This window comes from Streptomyces sp. L2, assembly GCF_004124325.1.
Taxonomy (GTDB): domain Bacteria; phylum Actinomycetota; class Actinomycetes; order Streptomycetales; family Streptomycetaceae; genus Streptomyces.
In genome coordinates, this window is record NZ_QBDT01000001.1 from 5,493,349 (window position 1) to 5,514,016 (window position 20,668).

Here is a 20,668-nt window from a genome sequence, read left to right on the forward strand (position 1 = left end):
CGTACGCCGATTTCAATAGTGCGTCTAACTAATGACCCATGCACGCGTCATGACTTGGTCCGTAGGCCATGACGCCCGCTCCGGGCCGCTCACCGGAGTACCCGCCGGGCCCGCTCACCCGGGTACCAGGGGCAGCCTCAGCCCAAGCACCCCGAGTCCCGCCAGTCCCGCCGCCTGCGCCGCCAGGACCACCGCCAGCGCGTCCCGCATGCCGAGTCCCGGCACCAGCGCCAGGAACAGCGAACCCAGCAGCGCCACCCCGACCGCGAGGCCGGACTGCTGCAGCGTGGCCGCGAGCCCGCTGCCCGCCCCCGCCAAGCGCGCCGGGACCGCGGCGAGCAGGAACCGGAAGTACAGGGGCAGCTCCAGCCCCTGCCCCACCCCGCACAGGATCAGCCCCGGCGCCAGCACGAGCGGACTCAGCCGCGGCCAGGGGCCGAACAGCGCGGTCGCCGTCACCGTCGCCAGGCCGGCGATGTGCACCAGCGCCGCCAGCGTCACCGCCCGCCCGCCCAGCCGTCGTACCGCACGCGGCGCCAGCAGCGACGCGCCGAACTGCGCCACCCCCATCGGCACCAGCGTCACACCCGCCCGCAGCGCGCCGTAGCCGAGACCCTGTTGCAGCGTGATCGCGCTGACGAACATCCAGCCCGCGAAGCCCACGAACACCGGCAGCCCCAGCAGCAGCCCGCGCCGGACCTTCCGGGAGGCCAGCAGCGAGGACGGCAGCAGCGGGCTGCCCCCGGACCGCTCGCCCCGCCGCTCCACGACGGCGAAGCCCGCCGCCGGCAGCGGCGCCGCGCACAGCAGGAGCACCGACCACAGCGGCCACCCGGCCGCCCTGCCCTCGGTCAGCGGCAGCAGTACGGCGGTCAGCGCGGCCGCCAGCAGGACCGTACCGGCGAGGTCGGCGCGCGCGGGCCGCTCGGCCCTGCTGTCCGGCACCGACCGCAGCGCGCAGCCGAGGGCGGCCACCACGACCGGTACGTTCACCAGGAACACCGCACGCCAGCCGGTGCCCGCCGGGTCGGCCGCGACCAGCACCCCGCCCAGCACCTGCCCGAGGACCACCGACACCCCGCCGACCGAGCCGTACAGGGCGACCGCGCGGGCCCGCCGCGCCCCGCTCGTGGTGGCGTGCAGCGTGGCCAGCACCTGCGGCAGCAGCACCGCCGACGCGGCGCCCTGCGCCACCCGCGCGCCCACCAGCCACCAGGCACCGGGTGCCAGCCCGCAGGCCAGCGAGGTCAGACCGAAGCCGGCGACCCCCCACAGGAAGAGCCGGCGGCGGCCGTAGGTGTCGCCGAGCCGCCCGCCGAGGACGAGGAGGACGGCGTACGCCACCGCGTACCCGGACACCACCATCTCCAGGGTCGCCGGGGAGGCGTCCAGGTCATGCCGGATCGTCGGCAGGGCCACGTTGACGACGAAGAAGTCGACCATGGGGAGCGCGGCCCCGAGCAGGAGGGTGAGCAGCCCGAACGGGCTGAGGGGCGCGGTGGCGGGGGAGCCGTCCGTCGGCAGGGGGGTTCTCGTCGTCGTCACGGCACCGAGCCTCGCGGCGCACCCAGCCCGGTACCAGCCGCTGCTCATCCAGGTACCGGCACCAACTGGAACCGCCGCGCCCGTGGACGGCACCCTGGAGGCCATGACCACCGCGACCGTCACCGACGCGACCGTCACCACCGCGACCGTCACCGGCGCGACCGTCACCGATGCGGCGACCTCCGCCGCGACGACCACCGACGCGACGACCGTCACGCCGGGGGACCCCGGGCCGCCGCGCGAGGCGTCGGTACGGCGGCGTGAACTCGCCGCGTTCCTGCGCAGCCGCCGTGAGCGGGTCACCCCCGAGCAGGTGGGCCTGGTACGAGGGCCCCGCCGGCGCACGCCCGGTCTGCGCCGGGAGGAGGTGGCGCACCTCGCCGCGGTCGGCGTCACCTGGTACACGTGGATCGAGCAGGGGCGGGCCACGCACGTCTCCGCGCAGGTGCTGGACGCGGTCGCCCGGGCGCTGCTGCTGGACGCCACCGAGCGCGCCCACCTCTTCACCCTGGCCGGCACCGCCGACCCGCGCGCCGGGGCCGAGTGCACGGGCGCCCCGGCCTCGGCCCTCAGGATCGTCGAACGGCTCGCCCCCTACCCGGCGTCCCTGCAGAACGCCCGCTACGACGTCCTCGCCGCCAACCGCCCCTTCGCCCAGCTGTTCGGCGACCCCGCGGAGCTGCCCCCGGACGACCGCAACTGCCTGTGGCTGCTGGCCACCAGCGAGCGCTGGAAACGGGACTTCCTGGACCGGGACGAGATGCTGCGCGACATGATCGCCAAGTACCGGGCGGGCATGGCCGAGCATGTCGCCGACCCGCTCTGGCAAGGGCGGCTGGACCGGCTGATGCGGGTCTCGGCCGAGTTCCGGGCATTGTGGGAGCGGCACGAGGTGGCGCCGATGTCCCCGCACGTCAAGCGGTACCGGCACCCTGTGGTCGGGCTCGTCCGGCTGGAGCACCGCAACATGTGGCTGGCCCCGCAGGCCCCGGCCCGGCGGATCGTCGCCTACGTCCCCGCCGACGAGGACAGCGAGGAGCGGCTGGAGCGGCTGGCGGGGCTGTCGGGGGAGTGAGGGACAATGGGTACTTCCCGTGTCCGATCCCGTACGTCCGTACGTCCGTATCCGGAGCCGTCCGATGACCCACCCGCTCTCCATCGGCCCGCACGCCGTGGCGCCGCCCGTCGTGCTCGCACCCATGGCGGGGATCACCAACGCGCCCTTCCGGACGCTGTGCCGAGAGTTCAGCGGCGGCAAGGGCCTGTTCGTCAGCGAGATGATCACGACCCGGGCGCTGGTCGAGCGCAACGACAAGACCATGCAGCTGATCAGGTTCGACGCGAGCGAGAAGCCGCGCTCGATCCAGCTGTACGGCGTCGACCCGGCCACCGTCGGCAAGGCCGTCCGCATGATCGCGGAGGAGGACCTCGCCGACCACATCGACCTGAACTTCGGCTGCCCCGTCCCCAAGGTGACCCGCAAGGGCGGCGGGTCGGCGCTGCCGTACAAGCGGCACCTGCTGCGGGCGATCCTGCGCGAGGCGGTCTCCGGGGCCGGTGACCTGCCGGTCACCATGAAGATGCGCAAGGGCATCGACGACGACCACCTCACCTACCTGGACGCCGGGCGCATCGCCGTCGAGGAGGGTGTCACCGCCATCGCGCTGCACGGCCGTACGGCCGCCCAGCACTACGGCGGCACCGCCGACTGGGAGGCCATCGCCCGGCTGCGGGAGCACGTCCCGGAGATCCCGGTCCTCGGCAACGGGGACATCTGGTCGGCTCAGGACGCGCTGCGGATGGTCCGGGAGACCGGGGTCGACGGCGTGGTCGTGGGCCGGGGGTGCCTGGGGCGGCCGTGGCTGTTCGCCGATCTGGTGGCGGCGTTCGAGGGGCGTACGGAGTTCACCCGGCCGACGCTGGCCGAGGTGGCCGGTGTCATGGTGCGGCACGCCGCGCTGCTGGGGGAGTGGCTCGGGGACGAGTCCAAGGGGGTCGTGGACTTCCGCAAGCATGTCGCCTGGTACCTGAAGGGGTTCGCGGTCGGCTCCGAGATGCGCAAGAGGCTGGCCGTCGCCTCGTCACTGGCGGACTTGCGGGGCGGGCTGGACGAGCTGGACCTGGAGCAGGGGTGGCCGCTGGGCGCGGACGGGCCCCGGGGCCGTACGTCCGGCAACAACAGGGTGGTGCTGCCGGACGGGTGGCTCAGGGACCCGTACGAGACGGTGGGCGTCAGCGAGGAAGCGGAGCTGGACACGTCGGGCGGCTGAGCCCCAGCCCCGGGGCACCGCCAGGGACCCCGCCAGGGACCCCGCCAGGGGCTCCGCCCCTGGACCCCGACCTCGCCCGCCCACCACCCGACTCGGTGGGCTGAAAGGCTGCCCCGCCGGCTCGGTGGGCTGGGGGCTGGGCCGCCCGGCTCGGTGGGTTGTGCTGCGCGGGCGGGTCGGCGGTGGTGCTGTGGGGTCGGGCGGCTCGGTGGGCCGGAGGGCTGGGCCCCGGCTCGCGGGCTGGGGGTGGGGTCGGGCGGCTCGGTGGGTTGGAAGGTTGGGCCGCCCGGCTCAGTGGGCTGTGATGCGGAGTCGGGCGGGCGCGCGGTCAGTTCGTCTTGGGGTGGGGAGTCGAGCCGTAGGCCGTCAGGAAGCGGTCCCGGAAGGCGCTCATCTTCCAGACGGGCGCGTCGTGCGCCGGGCGCAGGCCGTCCGTCCAGCCCCAGCCGGCGATCTTGTCCAGCACCTTCGGGTCCTTCGCGACGATCGAGATCGGCACGTCACGGCTGGCGTGGTTGCCGCTGACCCGCGCCATCGGCTGGTGGTCGCCGAGGAAGACCAGGACGGTGTTGTCCTTGCCGTACCGCTCCAGCCACTCGGTGAGCGCGGTCACCGAGTACTGGATCGACTTGCCGTACTCCTGGCGGGACTTGGTGGTGTCCGCGATCACGTCGGCCGCCTTGTTGCCCGCCGCCTCGATCCCCTTGAAGATCGAGCCGTCGCCCAGCTGGTCCCAGCCGACCATCTTCGGGATCGGCCCCCACGGCTGGTGGCTCGACGTCAGGATGACGAACGACATCAGATCCTTGCCGTCGGCCCGCTTCTTCCCGTGCACCCGGTCCTGGAACTGCTGGAGCGTGTACTGGTCCGGCATCGTCGACCAGCTGAACTTCGGCCCCTTGTAGCCGAGCTGGAAGGCGTTGTAGACCCTGTCCAGGCCGTAGTACTTCTGCTCCGGCCAGCCCTTCTGCACGCCCGGCATCACGCCGACGGTGTCGTACTCACCGGTCTTCTTGAACGCCTCGGTCAGGCTGAGGTGGTCGCTGGCCATGACCGTGCGGTAGCGCTGCTGGTTGCTGATCCACAGGCCGGTCATGGTCGTGGAGTGGCCGAGCCAGCTGTTGCCGCCGTACGTCGCCGAGGTCAGCCAGCCGCTCTTGGCGTGGAAACCGGCCTTGGCGATCGCCTTGGTCCGCGCGTCGAGCGTCTTGTCGACGCCGGGCGCCTCGATCGGGTCCTCGATGGCGCTGCGGCCGTAGCTCTCGATGAACGTGAAGATCATGTCCTTACCGCGCAGGTCGGGCACGAGCTGGCTGGGCGGGGTGTTGCCGAACGCGTCGACCTTGGCCACCTTCCGGAACTCCGCCTCGTCCCGCAGGGTGTCGGACACCTGGTGCGCCTGCGCCTTCACCGCGGTCGCGGTGCGGTCCGAGGCGATCGGCACGCCCGCGATCTGGATGCCGAGGGAGGAGCAGGTGATCCAGACGACCCCGGCGACGAGGGTGCCCCGCGTGGCCAGACCGGTGTTCCGGACGAGCAGATTGCTCAGCCTGACCATGGAGAGCGCCAGCAGCACGAACAGCAGCAGCACGAGGACGATCAGGCCGGCCGTGGCGAGCAGCGTGGTCGTCCGGCCGAGCGAGTCCTCCAGGTACGACTGCGCGTCGCCGAGGAGGCTCCAGTCCAGGACGGGGTTGAAGCTCCGGCCCAGGTACTGCTTGAAGCCCATGTCGAGCACGTTCAGCACGGTCAGCGCGGCCAGCGCCACCCCGGAGACCGCGGCCAGCACGACCCTCGGCCGCCTGGGCAGCGCAAGCGTCAGCGCCGCCCCGATGATCGCCTCGGCCGGAATCCGCGTGAACTGGGCGAGCCTGAGCCCGACCACCGAGTTCGGCAGCACCAGCGCCGCGACGACCAGGGCCAGCGCCAGCACCGTCACACCGAGGGACACCGCCTGAGCGGCCGCCGGGTGCGCCTTCCGCCACCGCCGCCCCCGCGCCGCCGCGGCTGCCCAGGGGCGAGGGACGGGCCGGAGCGGACGGGGTGCGGGTGTGGTTGTGGGGGTGGGCGCCGAGACGTTGTCGCCTTCACCGGCCTCTGCCGGGCCGCCATCGGTGCCGGGTTCGTCGGCTCCGGACGGTTCGGAGGGGGTGGGGGGTGGTGCGGTGGTACTGGCAGGCGCCTGGCCGTCGGTGGGTTCGGTGGTGCCGGCAGGCGCGGGACCGTCGGCGGGCTCGGCGGGCTCGGCGGGTTCGGTCGGTTCGGTCGGTTCGGCGGTTTCGGTGGAGCCGGTGGGCTCTGCCGGTTCCGCGGAGGCCATGGCCTCCCCGGCCTCCCCAGCCTCCCCGGTCTCCTCAGGCTCCGTGCCCCCGGCGGCTTTCGCCGGCGCGCTGTCGCCGGTGTGGACATCCTCGGCCTCCCCGGGCGTGCCCGGTGGCCGGCGCGTGGTCGTGTGGTGAGGCAACCCGGAGGTCCTTCCGTGCGAGGCCCGCGTGGAAACGGGGGCTGAGCTGGGGCGGAACCCGGCTCGTCAGGCCCGCCGTGGTGTCGTACGGCTCCGTCGGCCGCGCTGTTCACGCCCCCTCGGCAAACACCCGGCAAACGCCTCGCCAAGACGCCGCCGCGTTCGGCCGCCGCGCTCGCCGTACGGCGGACCCGGAGACGGTCCGGAGCCGGTTCGACGACAGTGCGGAGACCCTCCGACGTCAGTCCAGCAGCCGTCCGCATGGTGAAATCCCGACCCGTGTGGCAGCGTGATTCTCGCCACCCTTGATAAGGGCTGCGCTCAGATGAGCGGATCTTGGGCGACTGCACTTCTCCAAGGGGTGGCACCGAGTGCCACCCCTTGATCGTTCATCGATCGAAAACAGATGGGCGGAGTGCCCGCTCATCTGAGCGAGAAACCCCCTCTTTGAGGGGTCATGCGTTCAAGAAGTGAAAACATGCGCCTGCTGCCGCTTGCCAAGCTTTGACTTTCGATCCACTGGCGGACGGGTGGTTACACGCGCATGACGCGCAAGTGGACGTACCCATGCACCTTCGATCTGGGTATGTTCCTCGCCGTCAGGGCAGCCACCGCGGCCTCAAGGAGTCGAGACCCGTGTCGGAAAACAAAGATCCCCACGTAGCGAAGTTCGTTTACGACTTCACCGAGGGCAACAAGGACCTCAAGGACCTTCTCGGCGGCAAGGGCGCCAACCTCGCTGAGATGACCAACCTCGGTCTGCCGGTCCCTCCGGGCTTCACGATCACCACCGAGGCCTGCAAGGTCTACCTGGAGAGCGGCGACGAGCCCGCGGCACTGCGTGACGAGGTGAGTGCGCACCTCGACGCCCTTGAGCAGACGATGGGCAAGAAGCTCGGCCAGGCCGACGACCCGCTGCTCGTGTCCGTCCGTTCCGGCGCCAAGTTCTCCATGCCCGGCATGATGGACACCGTCCTGAACATCGGCCTCTCCGACAAGTCGGTGCAGGGCCTGGCCAAGCAGGCCGGCGACGACCGCTTCGCGTGGGACTCCTACCGCCGCCTCATCCAGATGTTCGGCAAGACCGTCCTCGGCGTCGACGGCGACCTCTTCGAGGAGGCCCTGGACGCGGCCAAGTCGGCCAAGAAGGTCACCGTCGACACGGACCTCGAAGCGGCCGACCTGAAGAAGCTGGTCACCAAGTTCAAGAAGATCGTCAAGGCCGAGGCCGGCCGCGACTTCCCGCAGGACCCGCGCGAGCAGATGGACCTCGCCATCAAGGCGGTCTTCGACTCCTGGAACGGCGACCGCGCCAAGCTGTACCGCCGCCAGGAGCGCATCCCGCACGACCTCGGCACCGCCGTCAACGTGTGCTCGATGGTCTTCGGCAACCTCGGCCCCGACTCCGGCACCGGCGTCGCGTTCACGCGCGACCCCGCCAGCGGGCACCAGGGCGTCTACGGCGACTACCTGCAGAACGCCCAGGGCGAGGACGTCGTCGCGGGTATCCGCAACACCGTCCCGCTCGCGGAGCTGGAGCAGATCGACAAGAAGTCGTACGACCAGCTCATGCAGATCATGGAGACCCTGGAGAACCACTACAAGGATCTCTGCGACATCGAGTTCACCATCGAGCGCGGCCAGCTGTGGATGCTCCAGACCCGCGTCGGCAAGCGCACCGCCGGTGCCGCCTTCCGCATCGCGACCCAGCTGGTGGACCAGGGCCTGATCGACGAGACCGAGGCGCTGCAGCGCGTCAACGGCGCCCAGCTCGCCCAGCTGATGTTCCCGCGCTTCGACGACGACGCGAAGGTCGAGCAGGTCGGCCGGGGCATCGCGGCCTCGCCCGGCGCGGCGGTCGGCAAGGCGGTCTTCGACTCGTACACCGCCGTGAAGTGGTCCCGCTCGGGTGAGAAGGTCATCCTGGTCCGCCGGGAGACCAACCCCGACGACCTGGACGGCATGATCGCCGCCGAGGGCATCCTGACCTCGCGCGGCGGCAAGACCTCCCACGCGGCCGTCGTCGCGCGCGGCATGGGCAAGACCTGTGTCTGCGGTGCCGAGGAGCTGGAGGTCGACACCAAGCGGCGCCGGATGACCGTGCCCGGGGGGCACGTCGTGGAGGAGGGCGACGTCATCTCCATCGACGGCTCCTCCGGCAAGGTGTACCTCGGTGAGGTGCCGGTCGTGCCGTCCCCGGTGGTGGAGTACTTCGAGGGCCGGATGCACCCGGGCGCCGACGACGCCGACGAGCTGGTCGAGGCCGTGCACCGCATGATGGCCTTCGCCGACCGCAAGCGCCGGCTGCGGGTGCGCGCCAACGCCGACAACGCCGAGGACGCGCTGCGCGCCCGCCGCTTCGGCGCCCAGGGCATCGGCCTGTGCCGCACCGAGCACATGTTCCTCGGTGACCGCCGCGAGCTGGTGGAACGGCTGATCCTGGCCGACACGGAGGCCGAGCGCGAGGAGTCCCTCAAGGCGCTGCTGCCGCTGCAGAAGCAGGACTTCGTCCAGCTCTTCGAGTCGATGGACGGACTGCCCGTCACCGTCCGCCTCCTGGACCCGCCGCTGCACGAGTTCCTGCCCGACATCACGGAACTCTCGGTCCGCGTGGCCCTCGCCGAGTCCCGTCAGGAGCCGCACGAGAACGAGCTGCGGCTGCTCCAGGCCGTGCACCGGCTGCACGAGCAGAACCCGATGCTGGGTCTGCGCGGTGTCCGCCTCGGTCTCGCCATTCCCGGGCTGTTCACCATGCAGGTCCGCGCGATCGCCGAAGCGGCGGCCGAGCGCAAGAACGCCAAGGGCGACCCGCGCGCCGAGATCATGATCCCGCTCGTCGGCACCGTCCAGGAGCTGGAGATCGTCCGCGAGGAGGCCGACCAGGTCATCGCGGAGGTCGAGGCCGCCACGGGTACGAAGCTGAAGCTGGCGATCGGCACCATGATCGAGCTGCCGCGCGCCGCCCTCACCGCCGGCCAGATCGCGGAGGCCGCGGAGTTCTTCTCCTTCGGCACCAACGACCTGACCCAGACGGTCTGGGGCTTCAGCCGCGACGACGTCGAGGCGAGCTTCTTCACCGCCTACCTGGAGAAGGGCATCTTCGGCGTCAGCCCGTTCGAGACGATCGACAAGGACGGCGTCGGCTCCCTGGTCGCCGCCGCCGCGAAGGCCGGCCGCGCCACCCGCCCCGACCTCAAGCTCGGCGTCTGCGGCGAGCACGGCGGCGACCCGGAGTCCGTCCACTTCTTCCACGAGGTCGGCCTGGACTACGTCTCCTGCTCCCCGTTCCGCATCCCGGTGGCCCGCCTGGAGGCAGGCCGGGCGGCCACCCAGTCCGAGGGCAGCGACCACCGCTGACCCCGGCCGGGCCCGGCTACCCACGCCGGGCCCCACCAACCCCGGAGCCGCCGTCGGTCCCCGACCCTCAGACCGATCGGCGGCGGCTCCGGCGCCACGAGATGAAGGGGCGTCACCCTGTGCGGGGGTGACGCCCCTTCGGCGTGCCCGCGGCACGTCATCGCCCGTACGCAATGGCCCGTACGTCAGCGCCCGCGCGTCAACGCCCTCTTTCGTAATCCCCGCCCATGGTTGATCGTTGGGCCGTGCATCGGTCGTGAGTGCGTGAGCGGACGTCAGGGGGCACGGGATGACGATGAGGCGCAGGACGCTGCTGGCTGGGGGTACCGCGGGGGTCGCGAGTGGGCTGATCGCCGCGTGCGGGTCGAACACCGGGCGCGGTGGGGACGGCGGCGGCTCGGGTGTCGCGCTGTCGCAGTGGTACCACCAGTACGGTGAGCCCGGGACCGAGCAGGCCGTTCAGCGGTACGCCGGGGCGTACAAGAAGGCCGACGTCAGTGTGCAGTGGCGGCCCGGGAACTACGACCAGCAGACCGCCGCCGCCCTGCTGACCGACTCCGGGCCGGACGTGTTCGAGGTCAACGGGCCCACCCTGGACCAGATCCAGGGCGGCCAGGTCGTCGACCTCACCGAGCTGCTCGACGGTGTGAAGGACGACTTCAACCCGGCGGTGCTCACCCCGAAGACGTACGACGGGAAGGTCTGGGCCGTCCCGCAGACCATCGACATGCAGATGCTCTACTACCGCAAGAGCCTGCTGAAGGACGCCGGTGTCGAGCCGCCCACCACCCTGGACGCCCTCGTCGACGCGGCGCGGAAGCTCACCAGCAGCAAGGTGAAGGGACTCTTCCTCGGCAACGACGGAGGAGCCGGCGTGCTCGGCGGAACTCCCCTGTACGCGGCCGGACTCCAGCTCGTCACCGCCGACGGCACGGTCGGCTTCGACGACCCCGCAGCCGCCCGCACCCTCGGCAAACTGCACCAGCTGTACGCCGACAAGTCCCTCCTCCTCGGCGCCCCCGCCGACTGGTCCGACCCGTCGGCCCTCCTCCAGGGCCTGACCGCCATGCAGTGGTCCGGGCTGTGGGCGCTGCCGCAGATCCAGAAGGAACTCGGCGACGACACCGGCGTGCTGCCCTTCCCGAAGGACGGAGCCGCCGGCCGGCCCACCGTGCCCGTCGGGGCGTACGGCGCCGCCGTGAGCGCCCGCAGCAAGCACAAGGACGCCGCGAAGGACTACGTGAAGTGGCTGTGGGTCGACCACACCGACTACCAGGAGGACTTCGCGCTCTCCTACGGCTTCCACATCCCCGCCCGGATCTCCCTCGCCAAGAAGGCCACCAAGCTGCGCACCGGCCCCGCCGCCGACGCCGTCCGCTTCGCCACCGAGCACGGCTACGCCCAGCCGCTCCTGTGGACCCCGGCCGCCCAGACCGCCTACCAGGACGCGCTGAGCAGGATCATCAAGAGCGGCGCCCATCCGGAGAGCGAACTGCGCACCGTCGTACGGAAGGTGTCGGCCGAGCTGGATCGCGTGAAGAAGAACCGCGGGAAGAACCAGGCGAAGAAGACGTCGTGAGGCGGCGGCGCGCGCTCTGGTTCTGGGTGTTCGTCGGACCCTTCGCCCTCGGGCTCGCCCTGTTCACCTACGTGCCGCTGCTGTGGAGCGTCGGACTCAGCTTCTTCGACGCCCACAACACGGTCACGCCCACCCACTTCGTGGGGCTGGACAACTACACGGCGATGCTCGGCGACGACGCGTTCGTGGACAGCCTGAAGACGTTCCTCGTCTTCACCGCGTTCATCGTGCCCACGACGTACGTCGTCTCGCTCTCCCTCGCCCTCATGGCCAACCGGGTGCGCTGGGCGCGGGCGTTCTTCCGGTCCGTCTTCTTCCTGCCGGCCGCGTGCAGCTATGTCGTCGCCGCCCTGATCTGGAAGATGTCCCTGTTCAACGGGGTGCGGTTCGGGCTGGCGAACACCGTCCTCGGGTGGTTCGGCACCGACCCGCTGCCGTGGCTGGCCAGTACCGACCCACCCTGGTACTGGCTGGTGATCGTCACCGTGCGGCTGTGGCTGCAGGCCGGCTTCTACATGATCCTCTTCCTGGCCGGGCTCCAGCGGATCGACCCCGCGCTGTACGAGGCCGCCGCCGTGGACGGCGCCCGGCCCGGCTGGACCGTGCTGCGGCACATCACACTGCCCCAGCTGCGGGCCACCTCGGTCGCGGTGCTGCTGCTCCTCGTCATCAACGCCTTCCAGGCCTTCGACGAGTTCTACAACCTGCTGTCCGACTCCCGGGGCTACCCGCCCTACGCCCGGCCGCCGCTCGTCTACCTCTACTACACCGCCCTCGGGCAGGGGCAGAACCTGGGCCTGGGCAGCGCGGGCGCGGTGATCCTGGCCCTCGTCATCGCCGTCGTCACGCTGGGGCAGGCCCGCTGGCTGAAGCTGGGAAGGACGGACGCCGATGGATGACGCCCTGGTCCGCGCCGGACGGGCGGTGCGCCTGGTCCTGCTGGTGGTGCTCGCCCTGCTCTTCCTGATCCCCTTCTACCTGCTGGTGCGCGACGGACTGGCGAGCGAGCGGGACATCACCTCGCCGGAATGGACCTTCTTCCCCCGCGAGCTGCGGTGGGGCAACGTCCGCGAACTGTTCGACGACCCCTCCGTCCCGTTCGCCCGCTCCCTCCTCAACTCCGCGCTGATCGCCGTGGCGACGACCCTCGGCACCCTGCTCCTGGCCTCCCTCGCCGGCTACGGCCTCGCCCGCATCCCCTACCGCCACGCGAACAAGGTCTTCTACGGCATCCTCGGCACCCTGCTCGTCCCGGCCGCCGTCACCTTCGTCCCCAGCTTCGTCCTCGTCTCGTCCCTGGGCTGGATCTCCACCCTGCGCGGACTGATCGTCCCGACCCTGTTCTCCGCGTTCGCCTGCTTCGTCTTCCGCCAGTACTTCCTGGGCTTCCCGAGGGAGCTGGAGGACGCGGCCCAGGTCGACGGGCTCGGCTACTGGCGGACGTACTGGCTGATCGTCGTGCCGAACGCGCGGCCGGTGTTCGCGGCCGTCGGGACGATCGTGTTCCTCGGCGCCTGGAACTCCTTCCTGTGGCCGCTGGTGATCGGCCAGGACCGGGACGCCTGGACCGTCCAGGTCGCCCTGTCCTCCTTCACCACGTCCCAGGTGGTCCGCCTGCACGAGCTGTTCATGGCCGCCGCCGTCTCGATCCTGCCACTGCTGCTGGTCTTCCTGTGCTTCCAGCGGTGGATCGTGGCGGGGGTGGAACGCTCGGGTATCGACTGAACCCGTGCTGCCGTCCCGACTACAGCGCCCGCACCCCGTACGCCGCCACCCGCACCGACTCGTCGTCCAGGCACTGCCCGGTCTCCAGGTCGAAGCGCTGCTTGAGCAGCGGGGACGCCACGAACGGGCGCGTGTCGTGGGTGCCCGTCAGACCGCGGGAGAGGACGGCCGCGCCGGCGAAGGGGTCGCGGTTGTCGATGGCGTAGAGGCGGTCCGTGCGGTCGCGGAACACCGCCACCTGGCGGCCGTCCGGGAGAAGGGCGGCCACGCCGCGGCCGGGGACCAGCCGGTGCAGGTCGCACACCGTGTACCAGCTGTCCGCCAGCCGGAGCTGAACCTTCAGGTCGGTCGTCTCGGGGGCCAGGGTCATCGCTGGGCACTTCCTTCCAGGAGGTCGTCGGCGGGCCGCACGCCGATGGACAGCAGCGGCAGGTCGGGCTTCATCTGGTCGCGCTCGGGAACGAAGGCGACGACCGGGTCCGGGGTGTCCGGCGCGTTCACGAAGGACACGAACCGGGCCAGCTTCTCCGGGTCGTTGACGGTCTCGGCCCACTCGTCGCGGTAGTGCGCGACGTGGGAGCGCATCAGCCGCTCCAGCTCGTCGCAGATACCGAGCGAGTCGTGCACCACGACGTCCCGCACGTGGTCCAGGCCGCCTGGGATCCGCTCCAGCCAGGTCGAGGTGCGCTCCAGGCGGTCGGCGGTGCGGATGTAGAACATCAGGAACCGGTCGATGAGCCGGACCAGTTCGGCGTCGGACAGGTCCTGCGCCAGGAGGTCGGCGTGGCGCGGGGTGGCCCCGCCGTTGCCGCCGACGTACAGGTTCCAGCCGCTCGCCGTGGCGATCACCCCGAAGTCCTTCGACTGGGCCTCCGCGCACTCGCGGGCGCAGCCGGAGACCGCCGACTTCAGCTTGTGCGGCGACCTCAGGCCCCGGTAGCGCAGCTCCAGGTCGATCGCCATGCGCACCGAGTCCTGCACGCCGTACCGGCACCAGGTCGAGCCCACGCAGGACTTCACCGTGCGCAGCGACTTGCCGTAGGCGTGCCCGGACTCGAAGCCGGCGTCCACCAGCCGGGACCAGATCAGCGGGAGCTGTTCGACGCGGGCGCCGAACATGTCGATCCGCTGACCACCGGTGATCTTCGTGTAGAGGCCGAAGTCCCGGGCGATCTCCCCGATCACGATCAGCTTCTCGGGCGCGATCTCCCCGCCGGGGATGCGCGGCACCACGGAGTACGAGCCGTTCTTCTGCAGGTTGGCGAGGAAGTGGTCGTTGGTGTCCTGGAGGGCCGCCTGCTCGCCGTCCAGGACGTAACCGCTGGCGCCGATCGCGGGGGCGAGGGAGGCGATGACCGAGGCCACGGCCGGCTTGCAGGTCTCGCAGCCGTCACCGCCCCGGGCGCCGACCCGGCCGTAGCCGTCCAGCAGCTCCTGGTACGACGTGATCCGCAGCGCGAGGACGATCTCGTACAGCTCCTCGCGGGTCTGTTCGAAGCAGCCGCACAGGCCCTTGTCGACCTCGACGCCGGACGCCTCCAGCTCGGCGGTGACCAGCTGCCCCAGCACCTTGACGCAACTGCCGCAGCCGGTACCGGCCTTGGTGCACTTCTTCACCTCGGGCACGGTCACGCACCGGTGCTCGGTGACCGCGCCGCGGATCGTGCCCTTGCTGACGTTGTGGCAGGAGCAGATGATCGCGTCGTCCGGGAGTGCGGTGGGGCCCAGCTGGGCCCCCGAGTCGGCTCCGGCGGGCAGGACGAGCGACTCGGGGGAGACGGGGGGCACGGAGCCGGTGAGCGCGCGCAGCGTGCCGTAGGACTCGGCGTCGCCGACGAGGATGCCGCCGAGCAGCGTGCCGTCCCGGCCGATGACCAGCTTCTTGTAGAGGCCGGCGCGGGAGTCGGCGTAGACGACGTCCAGGCAGCCCTCGGCGGTGCCGTGCGCGTCACCGAAGGACGCCACGTCCACGCCGAGCAGTTTCAGCTTGGTCGACAGGTCGGCGCCCGTGAAGGACGCCTCGTCCTCCGCGATGGTCGCGGCGGCCGTCTCGGCCTGCTCGTAGCCGGGCGCGACCAGGCCGTACACCCGGCCGTCGACGGCCAGCGCGCACTCGCCGATCGCGAACACATGCGGGTCGGAGACCGTGCGGCACCGCTCGTCGACGGTGATGCCGCCGCGCTCGCCGACCGTCAGTCCGCAGTCGCGGGCCAGCTGGTCGCGGGGGCGGACACCGGCGCTGAACACCACCAGGTCGGTGGCGAGTTCGGAGCCGTCGGACAGCCTCATGCCGGTGACTGCACCGTCCTCGCCCACCACGATCTCCTGCGTGCCCACCCCGGTGTGCACGCTCAGGCCCATGTCCTCGATGGTGCGCAGCAGGGCCGCGCCACCGCCCTCGTCGACCTGCACCGGCATCAGACGCGGCGCGAACTCCACGATGTGGGAGGTGAGCCCGAGCCCCTTGAGCGCGCCCGCCGCCTCCAGGCCGAGCAGACCGCCGCCGACCACGGCACCGGTCGTCGCCCGGGACTTCGCGTACGCCTCGATGGCGAGCAGGTCCTCGATCGTGCGGTAGACGAAGCAGCCCTCGGCGTCCTTGTTCGGCACCGGCGGCACGAACGGGTACGAGCCGGTGGCCAGCACGAGGACGTCGTAGCCGACGACGAGTCCGGACCGGGCGGTGACCTTCCGGCCCTTCCGGTCGATGGTCTCCGCCGGGTCGCCGACGTGCAGTTCGATGCCGTGGTCCCTGATGAACTCCAGGTCGGTCAGGGATAGTTCGCCGGGCGTGCGGCCGGAGAAGTACGAGGTGAGCTGCACGCGGTCGTACGCGGGACGCGGCTCCTCGCACAGCACGACCACGCGGTGCGTGGCGGTCAGGCCGCGCTCGGCGAGCGCTTCGAGGAAGCGCTGGCCGACCATGCCGTGGCCGACGAGCACGATCGTGGGGGCGGCGGCCTCCAGGGTGGCCTCCGCTGTGGCCTCCGGGGTGGCGGTCATGTCAGGAGCCTCCATCGTTGGTGAGCAGGTGGAGCAGCGGACCGTCGTCGAGGGGGAGCGGCTCTGCTCCCTCCCAGGCGCGGGCGAGCGCGCCGACGGTGCCGAGTTCGCCGACGAGGACCCCGCCGACCAGCCGGTCGTCACGGACGACGACCTTGCGGTAGGTGCCCCGGGTGGCGTCGGCGAGCTGCACGACGTCGTCGCCGGGACGGGCCTCCGTCTCACCGAACGCGGCGAGGTCGAAGGGGCCGAAGGGGGAGTCGGGGGCGGTCGGATCGGCCGTGCCGGCCGTGCCGGCCGTGCCGGTCAGGGTCAGCCGGGTGAGGGAACGGGTGCCGGTGTACCGGGCGGTGGCGTCACCCGCGAGCAACTCCGCCAGCACGTCGGCCTGTTCGAGGGCGGGCGCGGCCAGGCCGTACACCGTGCCGTCGTGCTGCGCGCAGTCGCCGAGGGCGTGGATGTCCGGGTCGGAGGTGCGCAACTCGTCGTCGACGACGACGCCCTTGCGCACGGCGAGCCCGGCGGCCTCGGCGAGACCGGTGCGGGGGTGCACCCCGCAGGCGAGGACGACCAGGTCGGCGTCGAGCGCGTAGCCGTCGGCCAGTTCCACGGAGCGGACCGCACCGCCCAGGCTGCGCACGTCCCGCACCCGGCACTCGGTGTGCACCTCGACACCGAGGTCCGTCAGGTGCCGGTGCACCAGCCGGGACGCGTTCGGGTCGAGCTGGCGCTCCATGAGCCGCTCGGCCTGCTGGGCCAGCACCACCTGCGGCCCGCGCACGGCGAGCGCGCGGGCCGCGGAGACCCCGAGCAGACCGCCGCCGATGACGACCGCGCGCACCCCGGGCCGTACGGCCTTCGCAAGGCCCAGGCAGTCGTCCAGCGTACGGAACGCGTGGACGCCTTCAGGGAGTTCGTGGTCCTCGGTGAACAGTCCGCGCAGCGGCGGCAGCACCGGGTTGGAGCCGGTGGCCAGCACCAGCGTGCCGTAGCCGATCCGGGTGCCGTCGGCGCAGCTCACGGTCCGGGCGGCCCGGTCGATCGCGGTGACGCGGGCGCGGACCAGGCCGTCGGGGGCGGGGAGGGCGATCACCTCGGGGGCGTACCGGCCGGCCAGCACCTCGGCCAGCAGGACCCTGTTGTACGGCGGGTGCTCCTCCTCCCCGACGAGCAGCGCGGGCACGCCCAGCTCGCCGAGCCGCCGGGCGAGCCGTACGCCCGCGAGCCCGGCGCCGATCACCACCACACGCGCATTCGAGGTCATGCCAAGAGCGTGCGGGGCGGAGATTACCCCGTCGCATCACCTCTGTTACCCACGGGGAACGCTGCCCTCAGCGGGGGCGGAGCGGGGGTGTGAGGGGTGCTCTGCGGCTGGGACCGGTGAGGGGCCGGTGACGGACCGGGGTGGGGTTAACCGAACCCACCGGTTCAGTACGGCCACCATCGTGCGGGGCGCGTGCGCGCGGAAGTCTGAAGGCACCGGATCTTCACCGGCCGCCACTTCCAGGGGGAAGCCCGATGACGACCATGCACGGCACCCGTGCCGAGGACACCGCAACCACCCGTCGCCGGCTCACCGGCCCCGGAGTGATCGCGCGCATCCTCCGCGAGCCCTTCACCGCGCCCACCTGGCGGCGCGTCGCCTACGCCCTGCTCGCCCTGCCCGTCGGCGTCGCCTGCGTACCGCTGGCGCTCGCCGGCGCGCCGACGGCCCGCTGGCAGCGGGCGCTCGCCCACCGCTTCCTCGGCGCCGACCCGCGCGGCCGGGCTCGCGCCGGGCTGGTGCACGCCCTGCTCGCCACGCCGGTGAACCTGCTCGTCCTGGCCGTCACCCTCTACGGGTGGTCCATCGTCCCGATGAACCTCGGCTGGCCCCTGCGCGCCGGCTCGGACTACTCCACCGCCTGGGGCGGCCCCACCTTCGCCGGTGCGTGGGCGTTCCACGCGGTGCTGGGCGGCCTCGGCTTCCTGCTGCTCATGCCGTGGCCGGGCCGGGCGATGGCGGCGCTCCAGATCCGTATCGCGCACCGGTTCCTCGCCTGAGCAGCCCCACCGAAGACTCTCCTAAGGTCACCCCATGGTCCGCCTCCGTGCCCTCGCCGCCGCCACGTTCGGCCGCCGCGCCCTCGCCGCGCTGCTGTACGCGGTGCTGGCCTTCCCGCTCGCCCTCGTCGGCTTCGTGCTCACCCTGGCCGGGCTGCTGACCGGCCTCGTGCTGTCGGTGACCCCGTTCGGGCTGTGGCTGCTCGCCGGGACGGTACGCGGCGCCCTGGCGCTCGGCGCGCTGCAACGGCTGCTGGCCCGCCGCCTGCTGGGCCTGCGCATCGAGGAACCGGCCCCGCCCGGAGGCCGCGGCATCCTCGGCCGGCGGCGGGCCCTGCTCGGCGACCGGCCTGGCCGGCGGGCCGTCGGCTGCGCGCTGCTGACACCGTTCACCGCCGTCTTCGGCTACGCCGCCGTCCTCATCGGCTACGTCTACGGCGTCCTGCTCACCCTCTTCCCGGTGCTGAAGCAGTGGGACCGCAACACCGTGCACCACGCCGACGGCTCCGTCTCCCACGTCAGCCTGGAGTTCTGGGGCTTCCAGGTCGACACCTGGCCGCGCTGGCTGATCCCCTGCGCCCTCGGCCTGCTCCTCCTCGCCGTCGTCCCCTTTCTGCTGCGGCACGCCCTCGCACCGCACCGGGTCCTGCTGGCCGCGCTGCTCGGCCCCGACCCCGCGGACCGCCGTATCCGCACCCTGGAGGAGACACGCGCGCAGGCCGTCGAGGACGCGGCGGCCACCCTGCGCCGGATCGAACGCGACCTGCACGACGGCACGCAGGCCCGGCTGGTCGGCCTCGCCATGCACCTCACGATCGTCCGCGAACTGGTCACCGCCGGTGCCGCGCCCGACCGGATCCTCACCGCCGTCGACACGGCGCAGTCGACGGCCACCCAGGCGATCACCGATCTGCGCCACCTCGTCAAGGGCATCCACCCGCCCGTCCTCGACGAGGGACTCCCCGCGGCCCTCGCCACCCTCGCCGCCGACGTGGCGCTCCCCGTGGAGCTGCGCACCGACATCCGCACCCGGCCCAGTCCCGCCGTGGAGTCCATCGCCTACTTCTGCGCCGCGGAACTCCTCGCCAACGCCGTCAAGCACAGCGGGGCCGGCACCGCCACGGTCGACGTCACCGCCGACGACATCCTGCTGCGGCTGCGCGTCACCGACGACGGCCGCGGCGGGGCGGTGGTCGGCGCGGGCTCCGGACTCACCGGCCTGCTGGCCCGCGTCCGCACGGTCGACGGCACACTCACCTGCGCCAGCCCGCCCGGAGGGCCTACTGTGATCACGGTCGAACTGCCCCACACCTGAGGCCACCCCCCACCTGAGCCTGCCGCACCACCTGAAACGGAGCCGTATGCGCGTCGTCATCGCCGAGGACTCGGCCCTGCTGCGGGACGGCCTGGTGCAGTTGCTGGAGCTGCGCGGCGTCGAGGTGGCGGCGGCCGTCGGCGACCCCGAGACGCTGCTGGCGGCCGTCGCCGAGCACGCCCCCGACGTCGCCGTCCTCGACATCCGGCTGCCGCCCACCCAGACCGACGAGGGCGTACGGGCGGCCCTGCGGCTGCGCGCCGAACACCCGGGCACCGGTGTGCTGTTGTTCTCGCAGTACGTGGAGACGACGTACGCGGCCCGGCTGCTCAGCGACCCCGCCGGATTCGGCTACCTGCTGAAGGAACGGGTCACCGACATCGGGGAGTTCGTCGGCGCGCTGGAGCGGATCGCGGCCGGCGGTACCGCGCTGGACCCCGAGGTGGTCGCCCAGCTGTTCGGCGCCACCCGCCGCAGCACCGCCCTGGACACGCTGACGCCCCGCGAGCGCGAGGTGCTGTCGCTGATGGCGGAGGGCCGCACGAACCACGCGATCGCCACCGCGTTCACCGTCTCCGAACGGGCCGTGGAGAAGCACATCGCGAACATCTTCACCAAGCTCGACCTGCCGCCGTCGCAGTCCGGGCACCGGCGGGTGCTGGCGGTGCTGAAGTACCTGGAGGGCGCCCGCGCCGCCTAGGACGGGACCTTCCGGCTGCCCGTCAGATGGGCGAAGACCACCACGTTCCCCTGGTAGCCGGTCGCCTTGGTGTAGCCGCCCCCGCAGGTGATCACCCGCAGCTCGGGGCGCTTCGCGGCGCCGTACACCTTGTCGTCGGGGAAGTTCCGGGTGGAGTACACCTCGACCGCGTCCACCGTGAACACGGCGACCGTGCCGTCCTCGCGGTCCACCTCGATGCGGGCGCCGCGCTTGAGGGCGCCCAGATTGTAGAAGACGGCGGGTCCCTGGGCGTTGTCGACGTGCCCGGCGACGATCGCGGTGCCCGTCTCACCGGGCGCGGTGCCGGCCTCGTACCAGCCGGCGAGGTTCTTGTTCCCGGGCGGCGGCACGTCCAGGCTGCCGCCGGCGGTGAGGGCGAGCCCCATGAGCGGGGCGTCCACACGGATCGAGGGGATGCGGATGCGGGTCGGCGGCGACGCCGGCAGCGCGGGCGCCCCGTGCGCCGCCTCACCCGGCTCGGCCCGGCCCTCGGCGGCCGACGGCTGCGGCGGCGCGTGCGTGCCGGAACTGCCACCGAGCAGCCACACGCCCGAGGCGAGGGCGACGACGGTGACCGCGGCTATCGCGGTGTCCCCGATCCGGCGCATGGCGTACCCCTCTTCTGACGGTTCTCTGACGCGCGTAC

General features: G+C 72.1%; 15 protein-coding genes. 9 read left to right on the plus strand and 6 right to left on the minus strand.

What is annotated here, in order from left to right; genetic code table 11:
* Positions 1-114 precede the first annotated feature (114 nt).
* Positions 115-1,545 (minus strand): MFS transporter, encoded by a 1,431-nt coding sequence (locus tag DBP14_RS24560; protein WP_241741025.1) that lies wholly within the window; start codon positions 1,543-1,545, stop codon positions 115-117.
* A 103-nt stretch (positions 1,546-1,648) separates the two neighbouring features.
* Here DBP14_RS24560 and DBP14_RS24565 point away from each other — a divergent pair, with 103 nt between their 5' ends.
* Together DBP14_RS24565 and dusB are read left to right on the plus strand one after the other, a co-directional pair.
* The gene (locus DBP14_RS24565) at positions 1,649-2,620 is read left to right on the plus strand and encodes a helix-turn-helix transcriptional regulator (protein WP_129309284.1); all 972 of its coding nucleotides are present in this window, start codon (positions 1,649-1,651) and stop codon (positions 2,618-2,620) included.
* 64 nt (positions 2,621-2,684) lie between these two features.
* Positions 2,685-3,815, plus strand: coding sequence for a tRNA dihydrouridine synthase DusB (gene dusB / locus DBP14_RS24570; protein ID WP_129309285.1), 1,131 nt, complete (start codon positions 2,685-2,687; stop codon positions 3,813-3,815).
* A gap of 328 nt (positions 3,816-4,143) precedes the next feature.
* On the opposite strand, the gene DBP14_RS24575 is transcribed toward dusB, so the two are convergent.
* Positions 4,144-6,135, minus strand: a complete 1,992-nt coding sequence (locus DBP14_RS24575) for a sulfatase-like hydrolase/transferase (RefSeq protein WP_241741026.1) — start codon at positions 6,133-6,135, stop codon at positions 4,144-4,146.
* Positions 6,136-6,915: 780 nt separating this feature from the next.
* On the opposite strand from DBP14_RS24575, the gene ppdK reads away from it, so the two are divergent.
* From ppdK to DBP14_RS24595, 4 genes are all read left to right on the plus strand, one after another.
* Positions 6,916-9,636 carry a pyruvate, phosphate dikinase gene (gene ppdK, locus DBP14_RS24580; protein ID WP_129309286.1) on the plus strand — a complete coding sequence of 907 codons (2,721 nt, stop codon included), beginning with the start codon at positions 6,916-6,918 and terminating at the stop codon, positions 9,634-9,636.
* 289 nt (positions 9,637-9,925) lie between these two features.
* Positions 9,926-11,215, plus strand: a complete 1,290-nt coding sequence (locus DBP14_RS24585) for a sugar ABC transporter substrate-binding protein (RefSeq protein WP_206739340.1) — start codon at positions 9,926-9,928, stop codon at positions 11,213-11,215.
* A complete protein-coding gene (locus tag DBP14_RS24590; RefSeq protein WP_129309287.1) occupies positions 11,212-12,114 on the plus strand; it encodes a sugar ABC transporter permease in 903 nt (300 codons plus the stop codon). Before DBP14_RS24585 ends, DBP14_RS24590 begins: the two co-directional genes overlap by 4 nt.
* Positions 12,107-12,940 (plus strand): carbohydrate ABC transporter permease, encoded by an 834-nt coding sequence (locus DBP14_RS24595; protein ID WP_129309288.1) that lies wholly within the window; start codon positions 12,107-12,109, stop codon positions 12,938-12,940. Before DBP14_RS24590 ends, DBP14_RS24595 begins: the two co-directional genes overlap by 8 nt.
* Positions 12,941-12,959: 19 nt before the next feature.
* Here DBP14_RS24595 and nirD read toward each other — a convergent pair whose 3' ends face one another.
* Genes nirD through DBP14_RS24610 form a run of 3 tightly spaced genes read right to left on the minus strand, consistent with a single transcriptional unit; the run spans position 12,960 to position 17,207 of the window.
* On the minus strand, positions 12,960-13,310 hold the full coding sequence (gene nirD / locus DBP14_RS24600) for a nitrite reductase small subunit NirD (protein WP_129309289.1): 351 nt from the start codon (positions 13,308-13,310) through the stop codon (positions 12,960-12,962).
* Positions 13,307-15,943, minus strand: a complete 2,637-nt coding sequence (gene nirB, locus DBP14_RS24605) for a nitrite reductase large subunit NirB (protein WP_129309290.1) — start codon at positions 15,941-15,943, stop codon at positions 13,307-13,309. Before nirB ends, nirD begins: the two co-directional genes overlap by 4 nt.
* A 1-nt stretch (position 15,944) precedes the next feature.
* Positions 15,945-17,207: an FAD-dependent oxidoreductase gene (locus tag DBP14_RS24610; RefSeq protein ID WP_129309291.1), complete on the minus strand. Its 1,263-nt coding sequence runs from the start codon at positions 17,205-17,207 to the stop codon at positions 15,945-15,947.
* A 254-nt stretch (positions 17,208-17,461) separates the two neighbouring features.
* Here DBP14_RS24610 and DBP14_RS24615 point away from each other — a divergent pair, with 254 nt between their 5' ends.
* From DBP14_RS24615 to DBP14_RS24625, 3 genes are read left to right on the plus strand one after another with little or no spacing between them, the layout of a single operon-like run.
* A complete protein-coding gene (locus DBP14_RS24615; protein ID WP_129309292.1) occupies positions 17,462-17,986 on the plus strand; it encodes a hypothetical protein in 525 nt (174 codons plus the stop codon).
* A 34-nt stretch (positions 17,987-18,020) separates the two neighbouring features.
* Positions 18,021-19,301 (plus strand): sensor domain-containing protein, encoded by a 1,281-nt coding sequence (locus DBP14_RS24620; RefSeq protein WP_129309293.1) that lies wholly within the window; start codon positions 18,021-18,023, stop codon positions 19,299-19,301.
* 46 nt (positions 19,302-19,347) lie between these two features.
* Entirely contained in the window at positions 19,348-20,001 is a 654-nt protein-coding gene (locus DBP14_RS24625) for a response regulator transcription factor (protein ID WP_129309294.1), read from the plus strand.
* Here DBP14_RS24625 and DBP14_RS24630 read toward each other — a convergent pair.
* Entirely contained in the window at positions 19,998-20,630 is a 633-nt protein-coding gene (locus tag DBP14_RS24630; protein ID WP_129309295.1) for a class F sortase, read from the minus strand. The genes DBP14_RS24625 and DBP14_RS24630 overlap by 4 nt on opposite strands.
* Positions 20,631-20,668 lie beyond the last annotated feature (38 nt).